This window comes from Sorangium sp. KYC3313 (genome assembly GCF_052075895.1).
Taxonomy (GTDB): Bacteria; Myxococcota_A; Polyangia; order Polyangiales; family Polyangiaceae; genus Sorangium; species Sorangium cellulosum_B.
On sequence record NZ_CP197255.1, the window covers coordinates 6516087 to 6532239 of the forward strand.

A 16153-nucleotide genomic window follows, 5' to 3' on the forward strand; every position below is an offset into this window, starting at 1 on the left:
TTCACGGCGTACCGGTCGCCCCGAACGGGGGCGCCGAGACGGCTTCGGGCTTCTTGGCTGGGGCTCTCCGGCGGGATCTCGCGAGGTCGTCGACCATCTCGACGTAGGGCGCCAGCAGGAACGCGGCGAGCGCCTCGCTCCCCGGGATCTCCGGGTCGGCGTGGCTCTCGATCTTCTGGATCAGGCTCCGCAGCGCGTCCCGGGCGGCGCTCCACTGCGGCCGGCCATCGGTCGGCCCGCCCTCCTTGGCGGTGGCCACGGTCGTGAAGCCGTACGCGTCGCCGAAGCGCGCGTGGGCGGCGACGAGCTGCCGGTGGTGCCGGATCCCGCCGAACCCCTCGAGCACCGCCTGCGCGCGTTCCTCCTCGAGCGTCTTCATCCGCTGCACCATCGCGGTCCACTGGAGCCTCGGCCGGCGCGTGATGAAGCGAAGCCCATCGGGCGCCGGGAAGAGCTGCGCGTAGAGCCAGCGCGCCTCGGACGGCGCCGGCGCCTCCCCGTCGTCGGAGAGGCCGGCCGCTCCCGCGTTCCACTGCTCGAACGCGCGCCACCGGTCGTCGCTGTCGCTGTTCGCCGCGCTCCGCTCGGCCTCGCTCGCCGCCGCGTGGCGCTGGTCGGCCTGCGCGCTCGCCCGCATGCTGCGGAACCCCTGAAGCTCTGTCGTGGCTGCGTCGAAGCGCCTCCACGGCCTGTCGATGTGCGGCGGCAGCGCCGCGAGGAGCTCGACCCCCCTGGGCAGCGGCGCGTCCCCCTCCTTGCGCTTGCCGCTCTTGGGCCGGAGCACCGCCGCGATCCGCGCGCTCACCTGATCTCGGACAGCGATGACGTCGTCGGCGACGAGATCCGGGGGGAGGGCGACGGTCGAAAACATCGGTGATTCACTCACGGGGAAAACCTCCTGTGATGTCTTGTGGGATCCGGCCTGCCGCTGCGGCGGCACGCCGTGGTTTCGTTGCGGCGTGGCGGCATGGCAACACGTGTGCCGGCGCGAGGTGAGCCCGCGGCCCGGCGCTGCCGCGCAGGACGGAGAGGAGGGGGAGAGTAGGGGAGCGCAACGCCCTGCCGTGAACCGCAACGGATTGCGCCGTTGCGCAAGGGTTCGCTGCTTGAGGAGCCGAAGACTTCTCGAGGAACGATCGCCCCCGTCGAGGAGCGGACTACCGAGGTAAGCGAGAGGAGCGCGGTGGATGCTTGTGCCGACGCAGCGATGCGTGGAGGGCGATTCGTGCGGCTCGCGTGCTCGCCGCGGCGAATGAGGGGAAGCTGGGGCCGTCGCGCCGGCCCGGCGGGGGGACGCGGGCGGTGGTGACGCTGCCGCGCGGCCAGGCATGTGGTAGCGTCCGCCCCGGAGCTCCTCTGCCATGTGCGACGGCGCGGGTCCGCTGGTGGTGCTCATCGACAACATGTCGCGGCGCTGGCGACAGGGGTCGTTCGGAGCGCGGGCCATCTCGTGCCGCTTTCGTGCTGGCGAGGCCCGGGCTGGGAGGGGTGATGTATACGCGAACGAGGCGCTGCGGCGAACGCTCCCTGAAGGCGCGGGACGCGCGGCCTTCTGCCGGAGGTGAAGCATGTCGATGCGCGCAAATGGAATGGTGCTTTTCATCATCGGTCTCGCCCTCGGCCTCGGTTGCGCGAGCTGTGCCAAGAGCGACGAGGAGATTCAGGAGGAGTTCGAGGTGATCGTCGCCGAGTCGAACGCGTGCAACGACCCCTCGGAGTGCGTCTATGCGTCGCCCGGCTGCCCGCTCGGGTGTTTCGTGCCCGTGAACAGCGCCAAGAAAGCGTATGTGGAAGAGGAGGCGCGCGCGCTCATCGAGGACAAGGAGCGCTGGGGGACGTACTGCCAGTACGAGTGCGCCGTGCCGGGCCCGCTCGAGTGCGCCGAGGGCCGCTGTCGGGAGGGCGCCTCGCCCTGACGCGCGGGTCGCTCGTCGCAGCACGATGGAGCGACAACGCAGCGCTGTGGCACGGCGAGCGCAGATGGCGCCTTGAAGACGTGCCCGCTGGCCGGATGCAGCAGACCGCGCGCCTGGGTTCCTGGACGGCGTGCCTGGGTTCCTGGACGGGGCGTCTGAGTTCCTGGACGGCGTGCCTGGGTTCCTGGACGGCCCCGCCCGCGTCCTGACGAGACGGACGCGGCGCGAGATCCGCGATCAGGGCGCTGTGCCCTGGCGTTCCAGCAGGCGCGCCGTCATCGCCTGCGCGGCGTCCGCGACCCGGGCGGCGGCGCGCGCCCCGTCGCGGACCACCTCGTCCACGCGGCGCGCGCCGTCGCTCCCGGCCTGCCCCCAGAGCAGCGCCGCGGGCAGCGCGATCCCGAGCGCCAGCGCCGCCCCGGCCGCCGCGACGCGCCAGCGCCGCCCCCGCGGCGCTGCCGGCGGCGCCACCGGCACCCCCGCCGCGGCCTCGAAGGCGGCGATCATCGCCTGGACGCTGGGGAACCGCTCCGACGGGCTGATGGCGAAGGCGCGCGCGAACCACGCCTCCAGGGCGGGCGGCGCTCCCGGGCACAACGTGGCCAGCGGGGGGCGCCCGCTGACCAGGATGGCCGCGAGCACCGCGGCCAGGTTGCGGCCCGGGAAGGGCTGCCGCCCGGTCAATGCCTCGTGCGCGACGACGGCGAGCGACCACATGTCGAGCTGCGGGCCGCCCAGGCCATCACACGTGTGCTCCGGGCTCAGGTACGCCGGCGTGCCCAGCACCACGCCGTCCGCGGTGCGGCGGCGGAAATCGGCCGGCCGATCCTGGCCGACCCACTTGGCGATCCCGAAGTCGGTGATCTTGGCGCAGAGATGGCCGTCGCTCCCCTCGACGAGCAGGATGTTCGACGGCTTGATGTCCCGGTGCACGACGCCGAGGCCGTGCGCCGCCGACAGCGCCTCTCCCAGCTGCCGCAGCAGCGACGCGAGCTCGACGGCGGAGAGCGTCCCTCGCTCCTCCAAGAGCTGACGCAGCGACCTGCCGCGCACGTGCTCCATCACGATGTACGGGCCCGCCGCCAGGTCCTCGCCGGCGTCGAGCACGGCGACGACGCCGCGGGTCTTCTGTCCGAGCTGCGCGGCGACCCGCGCCTCCAGGCGGAACCGCTCGATCGCGTCGACGTTCCGCCCGCCCCGGGCCACCGTGAGGAACTTCAGCGCGACATCGGCGCGCCGGACGCCGTCGTGCGCGCGCCAGACCTCGCCCATCGCGCCGCGCCCGAGCAGCTGATCGACCTGGTAACGCCCGTCGATGAGGCGGCCTCGCAGCCGTACGGAGCGGCGCGACGAGGCGGGGCGGGAGTCCGCCGGTCGATCGGCGAGCGCGACGGCAGCGCGCGCGCCGTCTCTCCTCTGGGAGTCAGGTTGTGAATCGAACGAGGAAGGATGGAACACGATCGAACACCTCCGTGCCGCCTCTGTGTCCCAGCCACGTCGGGGGCCCTTCCGGGCGACGCGCTGGGGTCAGGGACCGGGGCATACCGAGAGCGTATCGCGAACATGCGACCCTGGGAATCCCGGACAACGCACTTCCAGCAGCGTGCCAATCGCGGATACGCGCTCACAAGGTCGTACGGCCGCGCTGGATGTCGGGCCGGGCGCGCAGCGCTGCGCAGAGCCGGCGCGTCGCCTCGCGCAGCTCGCCTCGGTCGAGCCACATGAACCCGAGCCGCGCGGCGTCGCACCCGGCAGCGCGCTCGCTCCCGGGGGGCCAGCGCGCCGGAACCCCTTGAACCGGGCGCTCGCACCGACGACGTTACGCCGCCCGTCATGCCCGGCGACCCCCAGGCCGTCCCCCCCGTAGCCCCCGCGGCGCCCTTCGAGACCCGCGCGGCCCTCCTCGCCTGGCTCGCGCAGCACGGCGTCGCGCACCTGGCCCGGCTGAGCCTCGAGGCGGTGGCGCCGCGCGTCGACCCAACGCTCTGGCCCGAGCTGCAGCTCCTCGGCGCGCGGCGGCGCCTCATCGACCTCGCGAGCGCCGAGTCGCTCGCGGGCGCGCTCGCGTGGCTCGCGCCGTCGCGCCTCCGCGACGTCCTGCCGCCCCTCGTGGCTCGCTTCCTGGAGGACGAGCGCGACGACGCCGCGCTCGCGCGCGCGGCGGCGCCGTCGCTGCTGCGGGCGCCCGACGAGCCGCGGGCCCTGTCGGCGCACGAGCGGCTCTGCGCGCTGCGCGCGCGCGTGCCGGACGCGGCGGCCCCGCGCCCCGAGCGGGCGCTCCGGGCCGCCGCGCTGCGGTTCGACGCCGCGCTCCCCGGCTTCCGCCTCGACGACCCGCGGCCCTTCGAGGCGCACCGCGCGGGCGCCGGCTTCGTCAGGCCGGAGGCGCGGTTGACCCTCGCGCCCGGGGCCCTCCGCGCCGAGTGCGACTGCGGCGCGGCCGGCTGCGTCCACGTGCTCGCGGCCGTCGACGCCGCGCTGCTCTGGCTCCGCCAGCCCCCGAGCGAGGCCTTTTTCCAGGCGCTCGACGAGCTCGGCCGCCCCGCCTGGGAGCGCGCCTTGCTGGCGTTCGACAGGGCCCTCGACGAGGGCCCGGGGGCGCGCGGCGGCGTCGAGCTCTCCTTCCGGCTGGACGTCGTCGAGGCGGCCGGCGTCGTGGTCGCGCCCTGGATCCACCGGCCGGGCAAGAAGGCGCAGCGCGGCGCCGGGGCGCGGCTCGGCAAGAAGCGCCTCCTGCTGGAGCACGGCGGAAAGCTCTCCCCCGAGGACGCCCGCGCCGCGTCCCTCCTGCCCGAAGGCAACGCCTTCGCCTCGCGGGCGCTGCTCGACGCGCTCATCGGCCACCCGCGCCTCTTCCTCGACGAGGCGCCCGACGTGGCCGTGCGCATCGAGCGCGCGCCGGTGGGCGTCGTGGCCGAGGAGCGCCACGGCGCCGTGCGGGTGAGCGCCGGCGTCGAGGGCACGGCGCTGCCCCCCGCGCTGCTCGATCGCGCGCGCCGGGCCCGGCCCGAGGAGGTGCTGTTCCTCTGGGACTGGGACAAGGGCGCGCGGCGGCTCACGCTGCTCGACGTCAAGGCCGAGATCCGGGCGCTGCTCGACGTGCTCGCGCGCGAGGGCGACGTCTTCCCGCCCGAGAGCCACGGCGCGCTGCTCGCCGCGCTCTCGCGGTGGGCGCTGCGCGTGCCCGTGGCCATGCCGCGCAGCGTGATGGGCGAGTCGGTCCCGCCGGAGCTGCTGCCGGTGCTGCGGCTCACGGCCCAGCCCCGCGGCGCGGTGGAGGTCGAGCTGCGCGTGCGGCCGCTCGCCGACGCCCCGCCGCTCGTGCCGGGCGCGGGCGCGCGCGACGTCCACGTGCGGCGCGGCGACCGCGCGCTGCACGCGGTGCGCGACCTGCGCCGGGAAGAGGACTTCGCCGCCGCGCTCGCCGCCGAGCTCCCGCTCGCCGGGGCCGAGCCGTTCGAGGATCGCCCGTTCCACTATCGCTTCGCCAGCGCGCAGGGCGCGCTCGATCTGCTCGCGGCCTGCGCGCGGCGCGAGCCGCCCCCGGAGCTCGAGTGGGTCAGCGAGCCCCTGCGCGTCGTGGGCGACGGCGGCCCCCGCGCGCTCAAGGTCGTCCTCGAGAAGCGGCGCGAGTGGTTCGGCGTCCTCGGCGGCCTGAGCGTCGCGGGAGAGCGCGTGGAGCTGGCCCGGCTGCTCGATTCGGCGCGCCGCCACGAGCGCTACGTGCAGGTCGAGGCCACCACCTACGTGGAGCTGGGCGAGGCCCTGCGCGCCCACCTCGAGCGCCTGGCCGATCACGTCCACGACGCCCGGCACGGCCTGTCGGTGGGCCCCTCGGCCGCCGCGGTGCTGTGGGAGCTCGAGCGGGCCGGCGCCGCGCTCGAGGCGGACGGCGCGTTCCGGGGGCTCGTCGAGCGGGTCGTGGCCGCCGGCGAGCTCTGCCCCGCCGCGCCGGCGGCGCTCGCGGGCGAGCTCCGCCCTTACCAGCTCGACGGGTACCGCTGGCTCGTGCGCCTCGCGGCCTGGGGCGCGGGGGGCGTGCTCGCCGACGACATGGGCCTCGGCAAGACGGTGCAGGCGCTCGCCGTCCTGCTCGAGCGCGGCGAGCGCGGGCCGGCGCTCGTCGTCGCGCCCACCTCGGTGGCCTTCAACTGGCAGGACGAGGCGCGGCGCTTCGCGCCCTCCCTCCGCCTCACGCTCTACGCGGACGAGGCCGATCGCGACGACGCGCTCGCGCGGCTCGGCCCGGGCGACGTGCTGGTGCTCAGCTACGGCCTGCTCGTGCGCGACGCCGCGCGCCTCGCGGCGCGGCGCTTCGCCACCGTCGTCTTCGACGAGGCGCAGAGCCTGAAGAACGCGACCACCCAGCGCTTCCGCGCCGCGAGGGCGCTCCAGGCGGACTTCACGTTCGCGCTCTCGGGCACGCCGATCGAGAACCACCTCGGCGAGCTCTGGAGCCTCTTCGCGCTCGTCTTCCCCGGCCTCCTGGGCGGCTGGGACGCGTTCCGCGACCGCTACGCCATGCCGATCGAGCGGCAGATCGACCCTGCCGCGGGGCCCGCGCTCGCGCGCGTGCTCGCCCCGTTCCTCCTCCGGCGGACCAAGGCGCAGGTGGAGGCCGAGCTGCCGGCGCGCACCGAGGTGCGCGTGCCGGTCGTGCTCTCGGGCGCCGAGTGGCAGCTGTACGAGGACGCGCGCCTCGCGGCGCTGTCCGACCTCGAGACGCCCCGGGCGGTCCGGCGCGAGCAGGAGCGGCGCGTCGAGGTGCTGGCGGCGCTCACGCGCCTCCGGCTGCTCGCGTCGCACCCGCGCCTCTACGACGCGCGCTCGACGCTCGACTCGTCCAAGCTCGCGCGCCTCCTCGGGCTCGTCGAGGAGCTGCGCGCGGAGGGGCAGCGCGCGCTCGTGTTCAGCCAGTTCACGTCGCACCTCGCGCTGGTGCGCGAGGCGCTCGAGGCGCGCGGCGTCGCGTACGTCTACCTCGACGGCGAGACGCCCCGGAAGGCCCGGGCCGAGCGGGTGCGCGAGTTCCAGGAGGGGTCGGCGCCGCTCTTCTTGATCTCGCTGAAGGCGGGGGGGTTCGGCATCAACCTCACGGCGGCCACCAACGTGATCCACCTCGACCCCTGGTGGAACCCCGCGGTCGAGGATCAGGCCTCGGACCGGGCGCACCGCCTGGGCCAGCGGCGGCCGGTCACCATCTATCGCCTGGTGGCGCTCGGGACGATCGAGGAGAAGATGCTGTCGCTGCACGCGGAGAAGCGCTCGCTCGTGGCGCAGGTGCTCGGCGGCAAGGACACCGCCGGCAAGCTCTCGACGCAGGAGCTCGTCGGCCTGCTGTCAGCGCAGCTCCGGGGGCCGGACGGCGGCGAGGGCGGGGACGGCGAGCTCTCGGACTCAAGCCCTCCGAGTCGCGCTCTTTGACTCGGGATCTCTGACTCGTGCCGTCCGACTTCCGCTCTCCGTGGACCGAAGGTGGGCGCTACGTCGCCCAGAGAACGGCGAGATCGAGCTCGATGGCCTGGAAGGGCGTGGCGCGGACGCTCGCGGTGTCGCGGTGGGCGGCGATCGATGCCCAGCTGCGGTCCGCGGCGAGCGTGAAGATCTCCAGGGTCCGCTGGAGGGGCGCGATCAGCCAGACGTGCCGCACGCCCTCGCGCGCGTAGACGGGCATCTTCTCCTTGCGATCTCGCCTGGGAGCGGGTGGAGAGCGGCCTCGTGGTGGGCTGTTCAATCGCGGCGTAACGTGGCGAACGCGCCGCGACCGTCCACCGTCCGCCGCGCTGGCGCGCAGCTTGCAGTCGGCCGACGCCGCTGAGCGCTCCAGGCCTGTCGACGAGCGCCAGCGAGGAGAAACGACATGCCGAAAGCGAAGTCCGCGAGCGCTTCCTGGATCCCGGGAGCGCGGCCCGCGCCGTCCGAGCCTTCCGAGGCGTCCCTGCCGCTGGCGCTCACCGCCGCCGAGCAGGATCTCCTGGGTCGCGCTCTCCGGTTCCTCGTCAACGTCCAGGCCGCGCCCTTCATCGCGCGGGCGCGTCGCGAGGGCTACGCGGCGAACGAGCACCGCGAGGGGTGGCGGTTGTTGAAGCTCGCCTCGGGCGAGCAGCGCCCGCTCGAGCACCTCTTCGCGGAGGCCGCGGTGGAGGCCGCGGGCGGCGGAGGCGTCGAGGGCGTCGAGCGGATCCAGCTGCTCCGGGAGGTCGACGTCTTCGGGAACACGTGGTTCCCGCGCACGCGCGCGATCATCCGCCGCGTGGTGCCGCGCGAGCGGCGCGACGGCTTCGAGGCCGCGTTCTTCAAGCACCTGGAGCCGCAGCCGCTCGGGTCGCCGGTGACCATGTCGGTCGGGACGTACCTCCGCCGCCTCGAGGGGCTCGCCAGGAACAGCGATGGCGACGCGAAGAAGGTCCACAAGATGCTCGCAGCGCGCGGGCTGACCGAGGCGAAGGTGCAAGAGGTGCGCGATCTGCTGGCGAGGCTCGAGGCCGGCGCCGGGGCGCAGGCGCAGCCGCCCCGGGTGCCGGCGGCCGAGCTGGCGAGGGCCTGGCGGGAGCAACGGGAGGGGATCGAGGGCCTGCGGGGCTGGTTCAACGACTGGGCGACGACCCTGCGGCAGGTCTTCCCGGTGAAGGCGCAGATCCAGCTCGGCCTCACGGCCGTGAGGCGCACGGCGGCCGCCGGAGACGCGATCGAGGAGGACGTGCCGCTCGACGAGGACGAGGCTGGTGGCGGGTGACGGGAGCCCGCGCGGCGCCAGGCCGCGGCGGCGGTTACGCAACCGCTTGCTCTCTTCCGCAATGGCTTGCGGCATCCTGCAAAAGGTCGCGCTCGGGGGGGCCCGGCGGAACGTCCCGCACGGCACGTGCCCGGCTGCGTGCAGGCGGCCGCGCTGCAAGGGCGACTTGCCCCGCCGACTGGGCGGGGCCGTCCGCGCCACGACTCGGTTCTTCGTCTGAACCACGATTCGGGGGCGTCGCCTGGGCGATCCCTGTGTCCGTCGCCTGAGCCACAGCCCGTCTCCTCGCCCGAGCCACAGCCTGTCTCCTCGCCCGAGCCACAGCCCGTCTCCTCGCCTGGGCCACAGCCTGTCTCCTCGCCCGAGCCACAGCCTGTCTCCTCGCCTGGGCCACAGCCCGTCTCCTCGCCTGAGCCTGAGCGATGAGCGGGCTCGTCACCTGAGCCACAGCCCGTCTCCCCGCGTGGGCCACGGCTCGGCGTCTGGGAATTGCCGCAAGCCCGAGTGCCCTGAAATGGCGGAAGAATAGGAGGACAACGAAGGGAGCCCTGGTGTGAAGGAGAGAGGCTGACGCATCCGAGGCGCCGACACCGGACGATGTGGGGGGGCATGCTATAGACCCTTCCAACAGGCAGCGACGGTTGGCTGCTTGAGCATCGGTCCGGGTACGCCGTCGGGTTCTCTCGCCAGAGCGGCGCGACGAGCTCGACATTCGGGAGCGTTGCGTGTCGACAGGGGGTGGGGACGTTTCGCCCGGAGCCGCCGCGCGGGCATGGCAGCGATCGGAGGGGCCAGGATGAGCCGCGAGACCCTCGCGCCAGGGACGGTGTTCCAGGGTCGCTATGAGATCCTGTCCTGCTGCCGAGCGAGCGGCCGAACGGTCGTTTACAGGGGCCGGCGCATCGGAGGCGGTGGGCCGATCGTGCTCCAGATTCTCCGTCTGCCTCGCGATGGAGACGGCGGACACCATGCCCGGCGCTCCATCTCGCGGTTCCTGCGGGAGATGCGCTCTGGCACGCGGCTCCACCACGCTCCGATCGTCCGGCCCGTCGACTGGGGGCACGCCGGCGAGGGGTGGCTCTATACCGTCTTCGAGCTCATGCCGGGACACACCCTGCGGGAGGTGATGCCCTCGGAGGACGACCTGCAGCAGCACGCGCTCGGCGCGACCCTGCCGCAGGCGACGCTCGAGCTCAAGGAGACCCCGCGCCGCGACGCCGAGGCCCAGGAGCAGAGACAGCCGGACCGGCCGGGATCGGGCGGAATGCGCGGCGAGCGTGGCGAACCGGCCGAGACCACGCTCGCGCTCGCCGGCCTGGCGCCCACGGAGGCGTCGGCCGGCGTGACGCCCGAGGAGCGAGCGCGCGAGGCCGCAGCGCCGTCGGTACACGACGCGCACGGCGCGACCACGGTGGGGGGAGCGACGCCGACGGGGGGCGCGACGCCGACGGGGCGCGGTCCGGGCTCCGGGCTGCCGGACGTCGGCGGCACGATCAAGCATTACGAGATCATCCGCAAGCTGGGCCGGGGCGGCATGGGGATCGTGTACCTGGCCCGCGACACGAAGCTCGGGCGCCTCGTCGCGATCAAGCTGCTGCTCGAGTTCAGCGGACAAGGAAACGAGCGCTTCCTGGCCGAGGCGCGGGCCACGGCGCGCTGCCGTCACGAGAACATCGTGGTGATCCACGAGGTGGACGAGATCCGCGGCCACCCGTACCTGGTGCTCGAGTACATCAAGGGCCGCACCCTGAGCGAATGGCTGACCCAGCGCGAGCACCCGAGCGCGCCAGGGCCGCTCGCCGCGATAGGGCCGTCGGGCCCGATGTCGCCCGGCCAGGTGGTGGAGCTGATGATCCCCGTGGTCCGCGCGCTGGTCTGCGCGCACGAGCTCGGGATCGTGCACCGCGATCTGAAGCCGGAGAACATCCTCATCGACGACGCAGGGAGCATCAAGGTGCTCGACTTCGGGATCGCGAAGCAGCTCGACGCCAGGGTGATGTCGACGCTCACGGGCACGCAGGCGACGCTCGCGCGAGGCCACGGCGATGGCCACCGGAGCGGGCTCATCGGCACGCCGGCCTACATGTCGCCCGAGCAATTGCTGGGCGGGGACGTCGATCCTCGCAGCGACCTCTGGGCCGTGGGCATCCTCCTGTACACGCTGCTCGTGGGGACGCATCCGCTCGACCCGTTCTCGGTCGCGCGGCTCGCGGACATCGTGAAGCTCGACCTGCCCATGCCCTGCGTGAGCGCGCGGCGCCCGGACGTGGGCGCGCTCGGCGACCTTGTCGATCGCTGCCTGAAGAAGCGCAAGCACGAGCGCATCGGCTCGGCCAAGGAGCTGCTGGCCGAGCTGGAGGCGCTGCTGCCCGGTCGAAAGGCGCTCGAGCTGGGCGACGACGAGAGCCCGTTCGCCGGGCTGTCCGCGTTCCAGGAGTCGGACGCGGCGCGCTTCTTCGGCCGCGATCGCCAGATCGCCGCCACGACGACGCGGCTGCGCTACCAGCCGCTCCTCACGGTCGTCGGGCCGTCGGGGGCGGGCAAGTCGTCGTTCGTGCGCGCGGGGGTGATCCCTGCGTTGAAGCGCACCAGCGAGCGGTGGGAGACGTTCATCGTGCGGCCGGGGCGCCGGCCGCTGTCGGCGCTCGTCGATGTGCTCGTGCAGGTGGCCGAGTCCGAGGCGGCCAGCGCGGGGTCCGGGTCGGCCGAGCTCGCCGACCACGACGGGATCGTCGCCACGCTGCGCGCGCAGCCGGGGCACCTGGGCGCTCGGCTGCGCGCGCGCTGCCGCCGCGAGGGGACGAGGCACCATGTCCTGCTCTTCGTCGATCAGTTCGAGGAGCTGTACACGCTCGGCGCCAGCCGCGAGGAGCGGGCCGCGTTCGTGGCCTGCCTGGAAGGCGTGGCGGACGACGCGTCATCTCCCCTGCGTGTGCTGCTCGCCGTCCGCTCGGATTTCCTCGATCACATGGCCGATGATCACGATTTCGTGATCGACGTGACGCGCGGTCTGTCGCTGCTGCCGCCGATGGGGCGCGACGGCCTGCGCGACGCGCTGACGAGGCCGCTGGAGGCGGCCGGCCATCGCTTCGAGACGGCCGCGATGATCGAGGACATGCTGGGCACGCTGGAGAGCACGCGGAGCCCGCTGCCGCTCTTGCAGTTCACGGCCGCGAAGCTGTGGGAGGCGCGGGATCGCGAGCACCGGCTGCTGACGCGAGACAGCTACGAGCGGCTGGGCGGCGTGGCGGGCGCCCTGTCCGCGCACGCGGACGCGGTGCTCTCGGCGCTGCCGGCGCGCGAGCAGCGGCTGGCCCGCGCGGTGCTCGTGCGCCTGGTCACGCCGGAGCGCACGCGCGCGGTGGTCAGCCTGGAGGAGCTCCATGGGGTGGCGCAGACCCGCGGGGGGCCTGCGGGCGAGGCGATCGAGCAGGTGGTCCAGCACCTGGCGGGTGCGCGGCTGCTGCTGATCGAGACCGGGGGCGAGCGCGAGGGCACGACGGTGGAGCTGGTGCACGAGTCGCTGATCGAGCGGTGGCCCAAGCTCCGGCAGTGGCTCGCCGAGGGCGAGCAAGACGCGCAGTTCCTGGCCCGGCTGCGCGCCTCGGCGCAGCAGTGGGAGGCGAGCGGCTGGGCCGAGGGGCTGCTCTGGCGCGACCGTGCGGCCCAGGACGCGAGGGCGTGGTACGAGCGCCGGCGCGCAGCGCAGGGCGCCGACGGGCGAGCGGGGCTGAGCAAGCGCGAGGAGCGCTATCTCCTGGCCGTCGTGGAGCTCGCCGAGCGCGCGCGGCGCTTGCGACGGCAGTTCGCCGTGGGCGTGATCGCGACGCTCAGCGCGTTCGCGGTCATGGTGTCGTACCTGGCGATCCGCGCGCAGGCGGACGCGCTCCTGGCGCGCAATGCCACCCGGATGGCCGCGGCGCGCGAGCTGCAATCCGACCCCACGACGGTGCTGGCGCTCTTGCGGGAGGTCGAGCCGCCCGAGGTGCCGCGCGGGTGGGCCACCCTCGCGCGCTGGGCGCTGCACAGCTGGGTCGCGCGCGTGGTGCTCACCCACCCGGATTTCGTCATCCGCGCGGCGTTCAGCCCCGACGGCAGGCGCATCGCGACGATCTGCGCGGACAGGGCCGTGCGGGTGTGGAACGCGGATGGCACGGGCGAGCCGCTGGTCCTTCGTGGCCACGACGCGCCGATCAACTCGGTGGCGTTCAGTCCCGACGGCGAGCGCATCGTGACGGCGTCGGACGACAGGACCGCGCGGGTGTGGCGCACCGAGGGTGGGGGCGAGCCGCTCGTCCTCCGCGGTCACGAGGAGGGGGTCTATTCGGCGGCGTTCAGCCCGGATGGCGGGCGCATCGTGACGGCGTCGTTCGACCGGACGGCGCGGGTGTGGAAGGCGGACGGCACGGGCGAGCTCGTCGTCCTCCGGGGGCATGCGGAGCCGGTCTATTTCGCGGCGTTCAGCCTCGACGGCGGGCGCATCGTGACATCGTCGTTCGACCGGACGGCGCGGGTGTGGAACGCTGATGGGTCGGGCGAGCCGGTGATCCTGCCCGGTCACGAGGATGCCGTCTACTCGGCGGCGTTCAGCCCGGATGGCAAGCGCGTCGTCACGGCGTCATGGGACAAGACGGCGCGGGTGTGGAACGCCGATGGGTCGGGCGAGCCCCGGATCCTGCGCGGCCACGAGGATGTCGTCTACTCTGCGGCGTTCAGCCCGGATGGCGAGCGGATCGTCACGGCGTCGTGGGACAAGACGGCGCGGGTGTGGAACGCCGATGGGTCGGGGGAGCCCCGGATCCTGCGCGGGCACCAGGATCGGGTCTACTCTGCGGTGTTCAGCGCCGACGGCAGGCGCATCGTCACGGCGTCTTATGACAAGACGGCGCGGGTGTGGAACGCCGAGAGCACGGGTGAGCCCCTCAGCCTCCGTGGTCACGAGGATTCGGTCTCCTCGGCGGCGTTCAGCCCGGATGGCAAGCGCATCGTCACCGCGTCGTGGGACAGGACGGCGCGGGTGTGGAACGCCGAGGTCGCGGGCGCGCCCGTGATCCTCCGTGGCCACGAGGGGGAGGTGTTCTCGGCGGCGTTCAGCCCTGACGGCAAGCGCATCGTCACCGCGTCCGACGACAAGACGGCGCGTGTGTGGAACGCCGACGGCTCGGGGGAACCGCTGGTGATCCGTGGTCATGCGGACCGGGTTCGCTCGGCGGCGTTCAGCCCTGACGGCGAGCGCATCGTCACGGCGTCCTTCGACAAGACGGCGCGTGTGTGGAACGCCGACGGATCTGGCGAGCCCATGACGCTCCGTGGTCACGCGGACAGGGTGCGTTCGGCGGCGTTCAGCCCCGACGGCGAGCGCATCGTCACCGCCTCGTATGACAACACGGCGCGTGTGTGGAACGCCGATGGCACGGGTGAGCCCGTGGTCCTGCGAGGGCATGATCGTTGGGTGGTATCGGCGGCGTTCAGCCCCGACGGCAAGCGCATCGTGACGGCGTCGTGGGACAAGACGGTGCGTGTGTGGAACGCCGACGGCACAGGCAAGCCCGTGGTCCTGCGTGGTCATGAGCACCTGGTCAACGCTGCGGTGTTCAGCCCTGATGGCAAGTATGTCGTGACCGCGTCCGACGACAAGACGACGCGGATATGGAATGCCGACGGCACGGGCGAGCCCCTGGTGCTGCGCGGGTCCGATGCGTCCGCCAACGCGGTGGCGTACAGCCCCGATGGCAAGCGCATCGTCACCGGGTCCGACGACAAGGTCGCGCGGGTGTGGACCGACCTCGAGCCGCTCCGCGGCGTCGATGATCCGAAGCTGTGGACGGCGACGACCTACTGCATGCCCGTCGAGCGGAGGATCGAGCTCCTTCGTGTGCCCGAGTCGGCCGCCCGGGCGAGCCAGGAGGCCTGTCTGCGGCAGGTCGCCGCGGTCCGTGAGGCCGCGCCGGGGGGGCAGGCGGATTCGGGGGGCCGGCTGCGCGGCACGGCCGGCCGGTGACGAGCCTCCGTCCATCGATCGCCTGCTCACCTCCGCGAATCAGCGCGCCCTCACCCCGCCCGCAGCCTCCACACCGCGGGCCGCAGCAGCAGCAGCGGCGCGGCAAACCCCGCGATGACGAACGCCCAGACGGTCGCCTCCACGCCGATGCGCCCCGCGAGCCAGCCGGCCGCCAGGGTGCCCGCCGGCAGGAGCGCCCCGGTGAGCACATGGAGCGTGGCATCGACCCGGCCGAGCACGTGCAACGGCAGCATGGATTGCCGGGCGCTCACCGCGTGGATCATGAACGCCATGAGGAACGCGTCCCCCACGAGCTGGTGCACCACGAGGGCAGGGACCGCGAGCCGCCCGAGCTGCGCGGCCAGCGGGATGAGCGCGCAGCCGGCCTGGCTCATGAACAGGCTGAGGATCATCGCCGGCCCGGCGCCGAGGCGTCGGCCAAGCCAGCCCGCGAGGAAACTGCCGCCCAGCGCGCCGATGCCGCCCACGCTGATGATCAGCCCGACCGTGGTCGTGTCCAGCCGCAGATGCTCCAGGAGATAGAGCATGTACAGCGCGGAGAAGACCCCGCCGACCAGGAGGGCGTGGACGCCCATCGCCAGGAACGTCGCCCCGATCACGGGGTGGCCCACGCCGTGGCGCAGCCCCACCCGGAGATCCTCGACCAGCGAGGCGCCCCCATCGCCTCCGCCGCCCGCGGGGACGGCCGGCGCCTCCGTCGCCCGGATGCGCCCGAGGAGCGCCGCCGACACGAGATACGAAAGCGCGTCCACCACCATCGTCACCGGGGCCGTCAGCGCCTGGATCAGGATGCCCGCGGCGCCGGGACCGGCGATCTCCGCGGCGGCCTCGGTCCCCTCCAGCCTGGCGTTTGCCTTGACCAGGTGGTCCTGCCCCACGAGCGCCGGCAAGTAGGCGTTGTCGGCGATCTGGAACAGCGACGTGGCCATGCCCATCAGCGCGGCCACCACGGAGAGCTGGAGCAGGGTGAGCGTGCCGGTCCAGGCCGCGATCGGGACCGAGAGGATCAGCGCCGCGCGCACGAGATCCGCGCCGACGAGGAGCGGCCGCTTGCGCGAGCGATCGACGAGCCCGCCCGCGAAGAGCCCCACGAGGACGCCCGGCGCGGTGGACACGGCGGAGAGGACCGCCACGCCCGACGCGTCGGCCCCGAGGCTCACGATGGCGATCACGGGCAGCGCCGTCCGGCTGATGCGGCTGCCCACAGCGCTCACCGCCTGCGCCGCCCAGAGGCGCAGGAAGTCGGGATGGCGAGAGAGGCCGGCGGGGGGAGGGGACATCGTCTGGGGCGTGAGCAGAGCAGAAAAGAGGAGAGAAGGAGAAGCGCGCACTATCGAACGCGGCCGATCGGTGGCCATGCGATCACCGCTCACGGTTTCGTCGGGTTCTCGGAAGGCAGCGCCCTCCTCCCCGGACCGTCCATCGAGCGCGCAACCCGCTGGATTGCGCCGGGGCGCCCGCATCCCGCTCGCCTCTCCG

The 16153-nt window shown here is 73.7% G+C and carries 8 protein-coding genes; 4 read left to right on the plus strand and 4 right to left on the minus strand.

Annotated elements, in window-relative coordinates; all coding sequences use genetic code 11:
* Position 1: 1 nt before the first annotated feature.
* A complete protein-coding gene (locus ACSRUE_RS25385) occupies positions 2 to 871 on the minus strand; it encodes a hypothetical protein (protein WP_441285845.1) in 870 nt (289 codons plus the stop codon).
* A 718-nt stretch (positions 872 to 1589) separates the two neighbouring features.
* On the opposite strand from ACSRUE_RS25385, the gene ACSRUE_RS25390 reads away from it, so the two are divergent.
* Positions 1590 to 1916 (plus strand): hypothetical protein, encoded by a 327-nt coding sequence (locus tag ACSRUE_RS25390; RefSeq protein WP_441285846.1) that lies wholly within the window; start codon positions 1590 to 1592, stop codon positions 1914 to 1916.
* A 237-nt stretch (positions 1917 to 2153) separates the two neighbouring features.
* Here the strand turns inward: ACSRUE_RS25390 and ACSRUE_RS25395 are convergent, their stop codons facing one another.
* A complete protein-coding gene (locus ACSRUE_RS25395; RefSeq protein WP_441285847.1) occupies positions 2154 to 3374 on the minus strand; it encodes a serine/threonine-protein kinase in 1221 nt (406 codons plus the stop codon).
* A 375-nt stretch (positions 3375 to 3749) separates the two neighbouring features.
* Between ACSRUE_RS25395 and ACSRUE_RS25400 the strand changes: the two genes are divergently transcribed.
* On the plus strand, positions 3750 to 7340 hold the full coding sequence (locus ACSRUE_RS25400; RefSeq protein WP_441285848.1) for an SNF2-related protein: 3591 nt from the start codon (positions 3750 to 3752) through the stop codon (positions 7338 to 7340).
* Between the two features lie 58 nt (positions 7341 to 7398).
* On the opposite strand, the gene ACSRUE_RS25405 is transcribed toward ACSRUE_RS25400, so the two are convergent.
* Complete coding sequence (locus ACSRUE_RS25405) at positions 7399 to 7590, minus strand: Uma2 family endonuclease (RefSeq protein WP_441285849.1); 192 nt, start codon at positions 7588 to 7590, stop codon at positions 7399 to 7401.
* 186 nt (positions 7591 to 7776) lie between these two features.
* Here ACSRUE_RS25405 and ACSRUE_RS25410 point away from each other — a divergent pair, with 186 nt between their 5' ends.
* Both ACSRUE_RS25410 and ACSRUE_RS25415 read left to right on the plus strand, forming a co-directional pair.
* Positions 7777 to 8652, plus strand: a complete 876-nt coding sequence (locus ACSRUE_RS25410) for a hypothetical protein (protein ID WP_441285850.1) — start codon at positions 7777 to 7779, stop codon at positions 8650 to 8652.
* 1003 nt (positions 8653 to 9655) lie between these two features.
* Entirely contained in the window at positions 9656 to 14653 is a 4998-nt protein-coding gene (locus ACSRUE_RS25415; RefSeq protein WP_441285851.1) for an nSTAND1 domain-containing NTPase, read from the plus strand.
* 50 nt (positions 14654 to 14703) lie between these two features.
* Here the strand turns inward: ACSRUE_RS25415 and ACSRUE_RS25420 are convergent, their stop codons facing one another.
* Complete coding sequence (locus tag ACSRUE_RS25420; RefSeq protein WP_441285852.1) at positions 14704 to 15954, minus strand: MFS transporter; 1251 nt, start codon at positions 15952 to 15954, stop codon at positions 14704 to 14706.
* Positions 15955 to 16153 lie beyond the last annotated feature (199 nt).

What these genes read in the sequence shown, in the direction of transcription:
- ACSRUE_RS25405 (WP_441285849.1), bottom strand. Translation starts at nt 7,590, where the DNA reads ATGCCCGTCTACGCGCGCGAGGGCGTGCGGCACGTCTGGCTGATCGCG.
- ACSRUE_RS25410 (WP_441285850.1), top strand. Translation starts at nt 7,777, where the DNA reads ATGCCGAAAGCGAAGTCCGCGAGCGCTTCCTGGATCCCGGGAGCGCGG.
- ACSRUE_RS25420 (WP_441285852.1), bottom strand. Translation starts at nt 15,954, where the DNA reads ATGTCCCCTCCCCCCGCCGGCCTCTCTCGCCATCCCGACTTCCTGCGC.
- ACSRUE_RS25400 (WP_441285848.1), top strand. Translation starts at nt 3,750, where the DNA reads ATGCCCGGCGACCCCCAGGCCGTCCCCCCCGTAGCCCCCGCGGCGCCC.
- ACSRUE_RS25415 (WP_441285851.1), top strand. Translation starts at nt 9,656, where the DNA reads ATGCGCTCTGGCACGCGGCTCCACCACGCTCCGATCGTCCGGCCCGTC.
- ACSRUE_RS25385 (WP_441285845.1), bottom strand. Translation starts at nt 871, where the DNA reads ATGTTTTCGACCGTCGCCCTCCCCCCGGATCTCGTCGCCGACGACGTC.
- ACSRUE_RS25390 (WP_441285846.1), top strand. Translation starts at nt 1,590, where the DNA reads ATGGTGCTTTTCATCATCGGTCTCGCCCTCGGCCTCGGTTGCGCGAGC.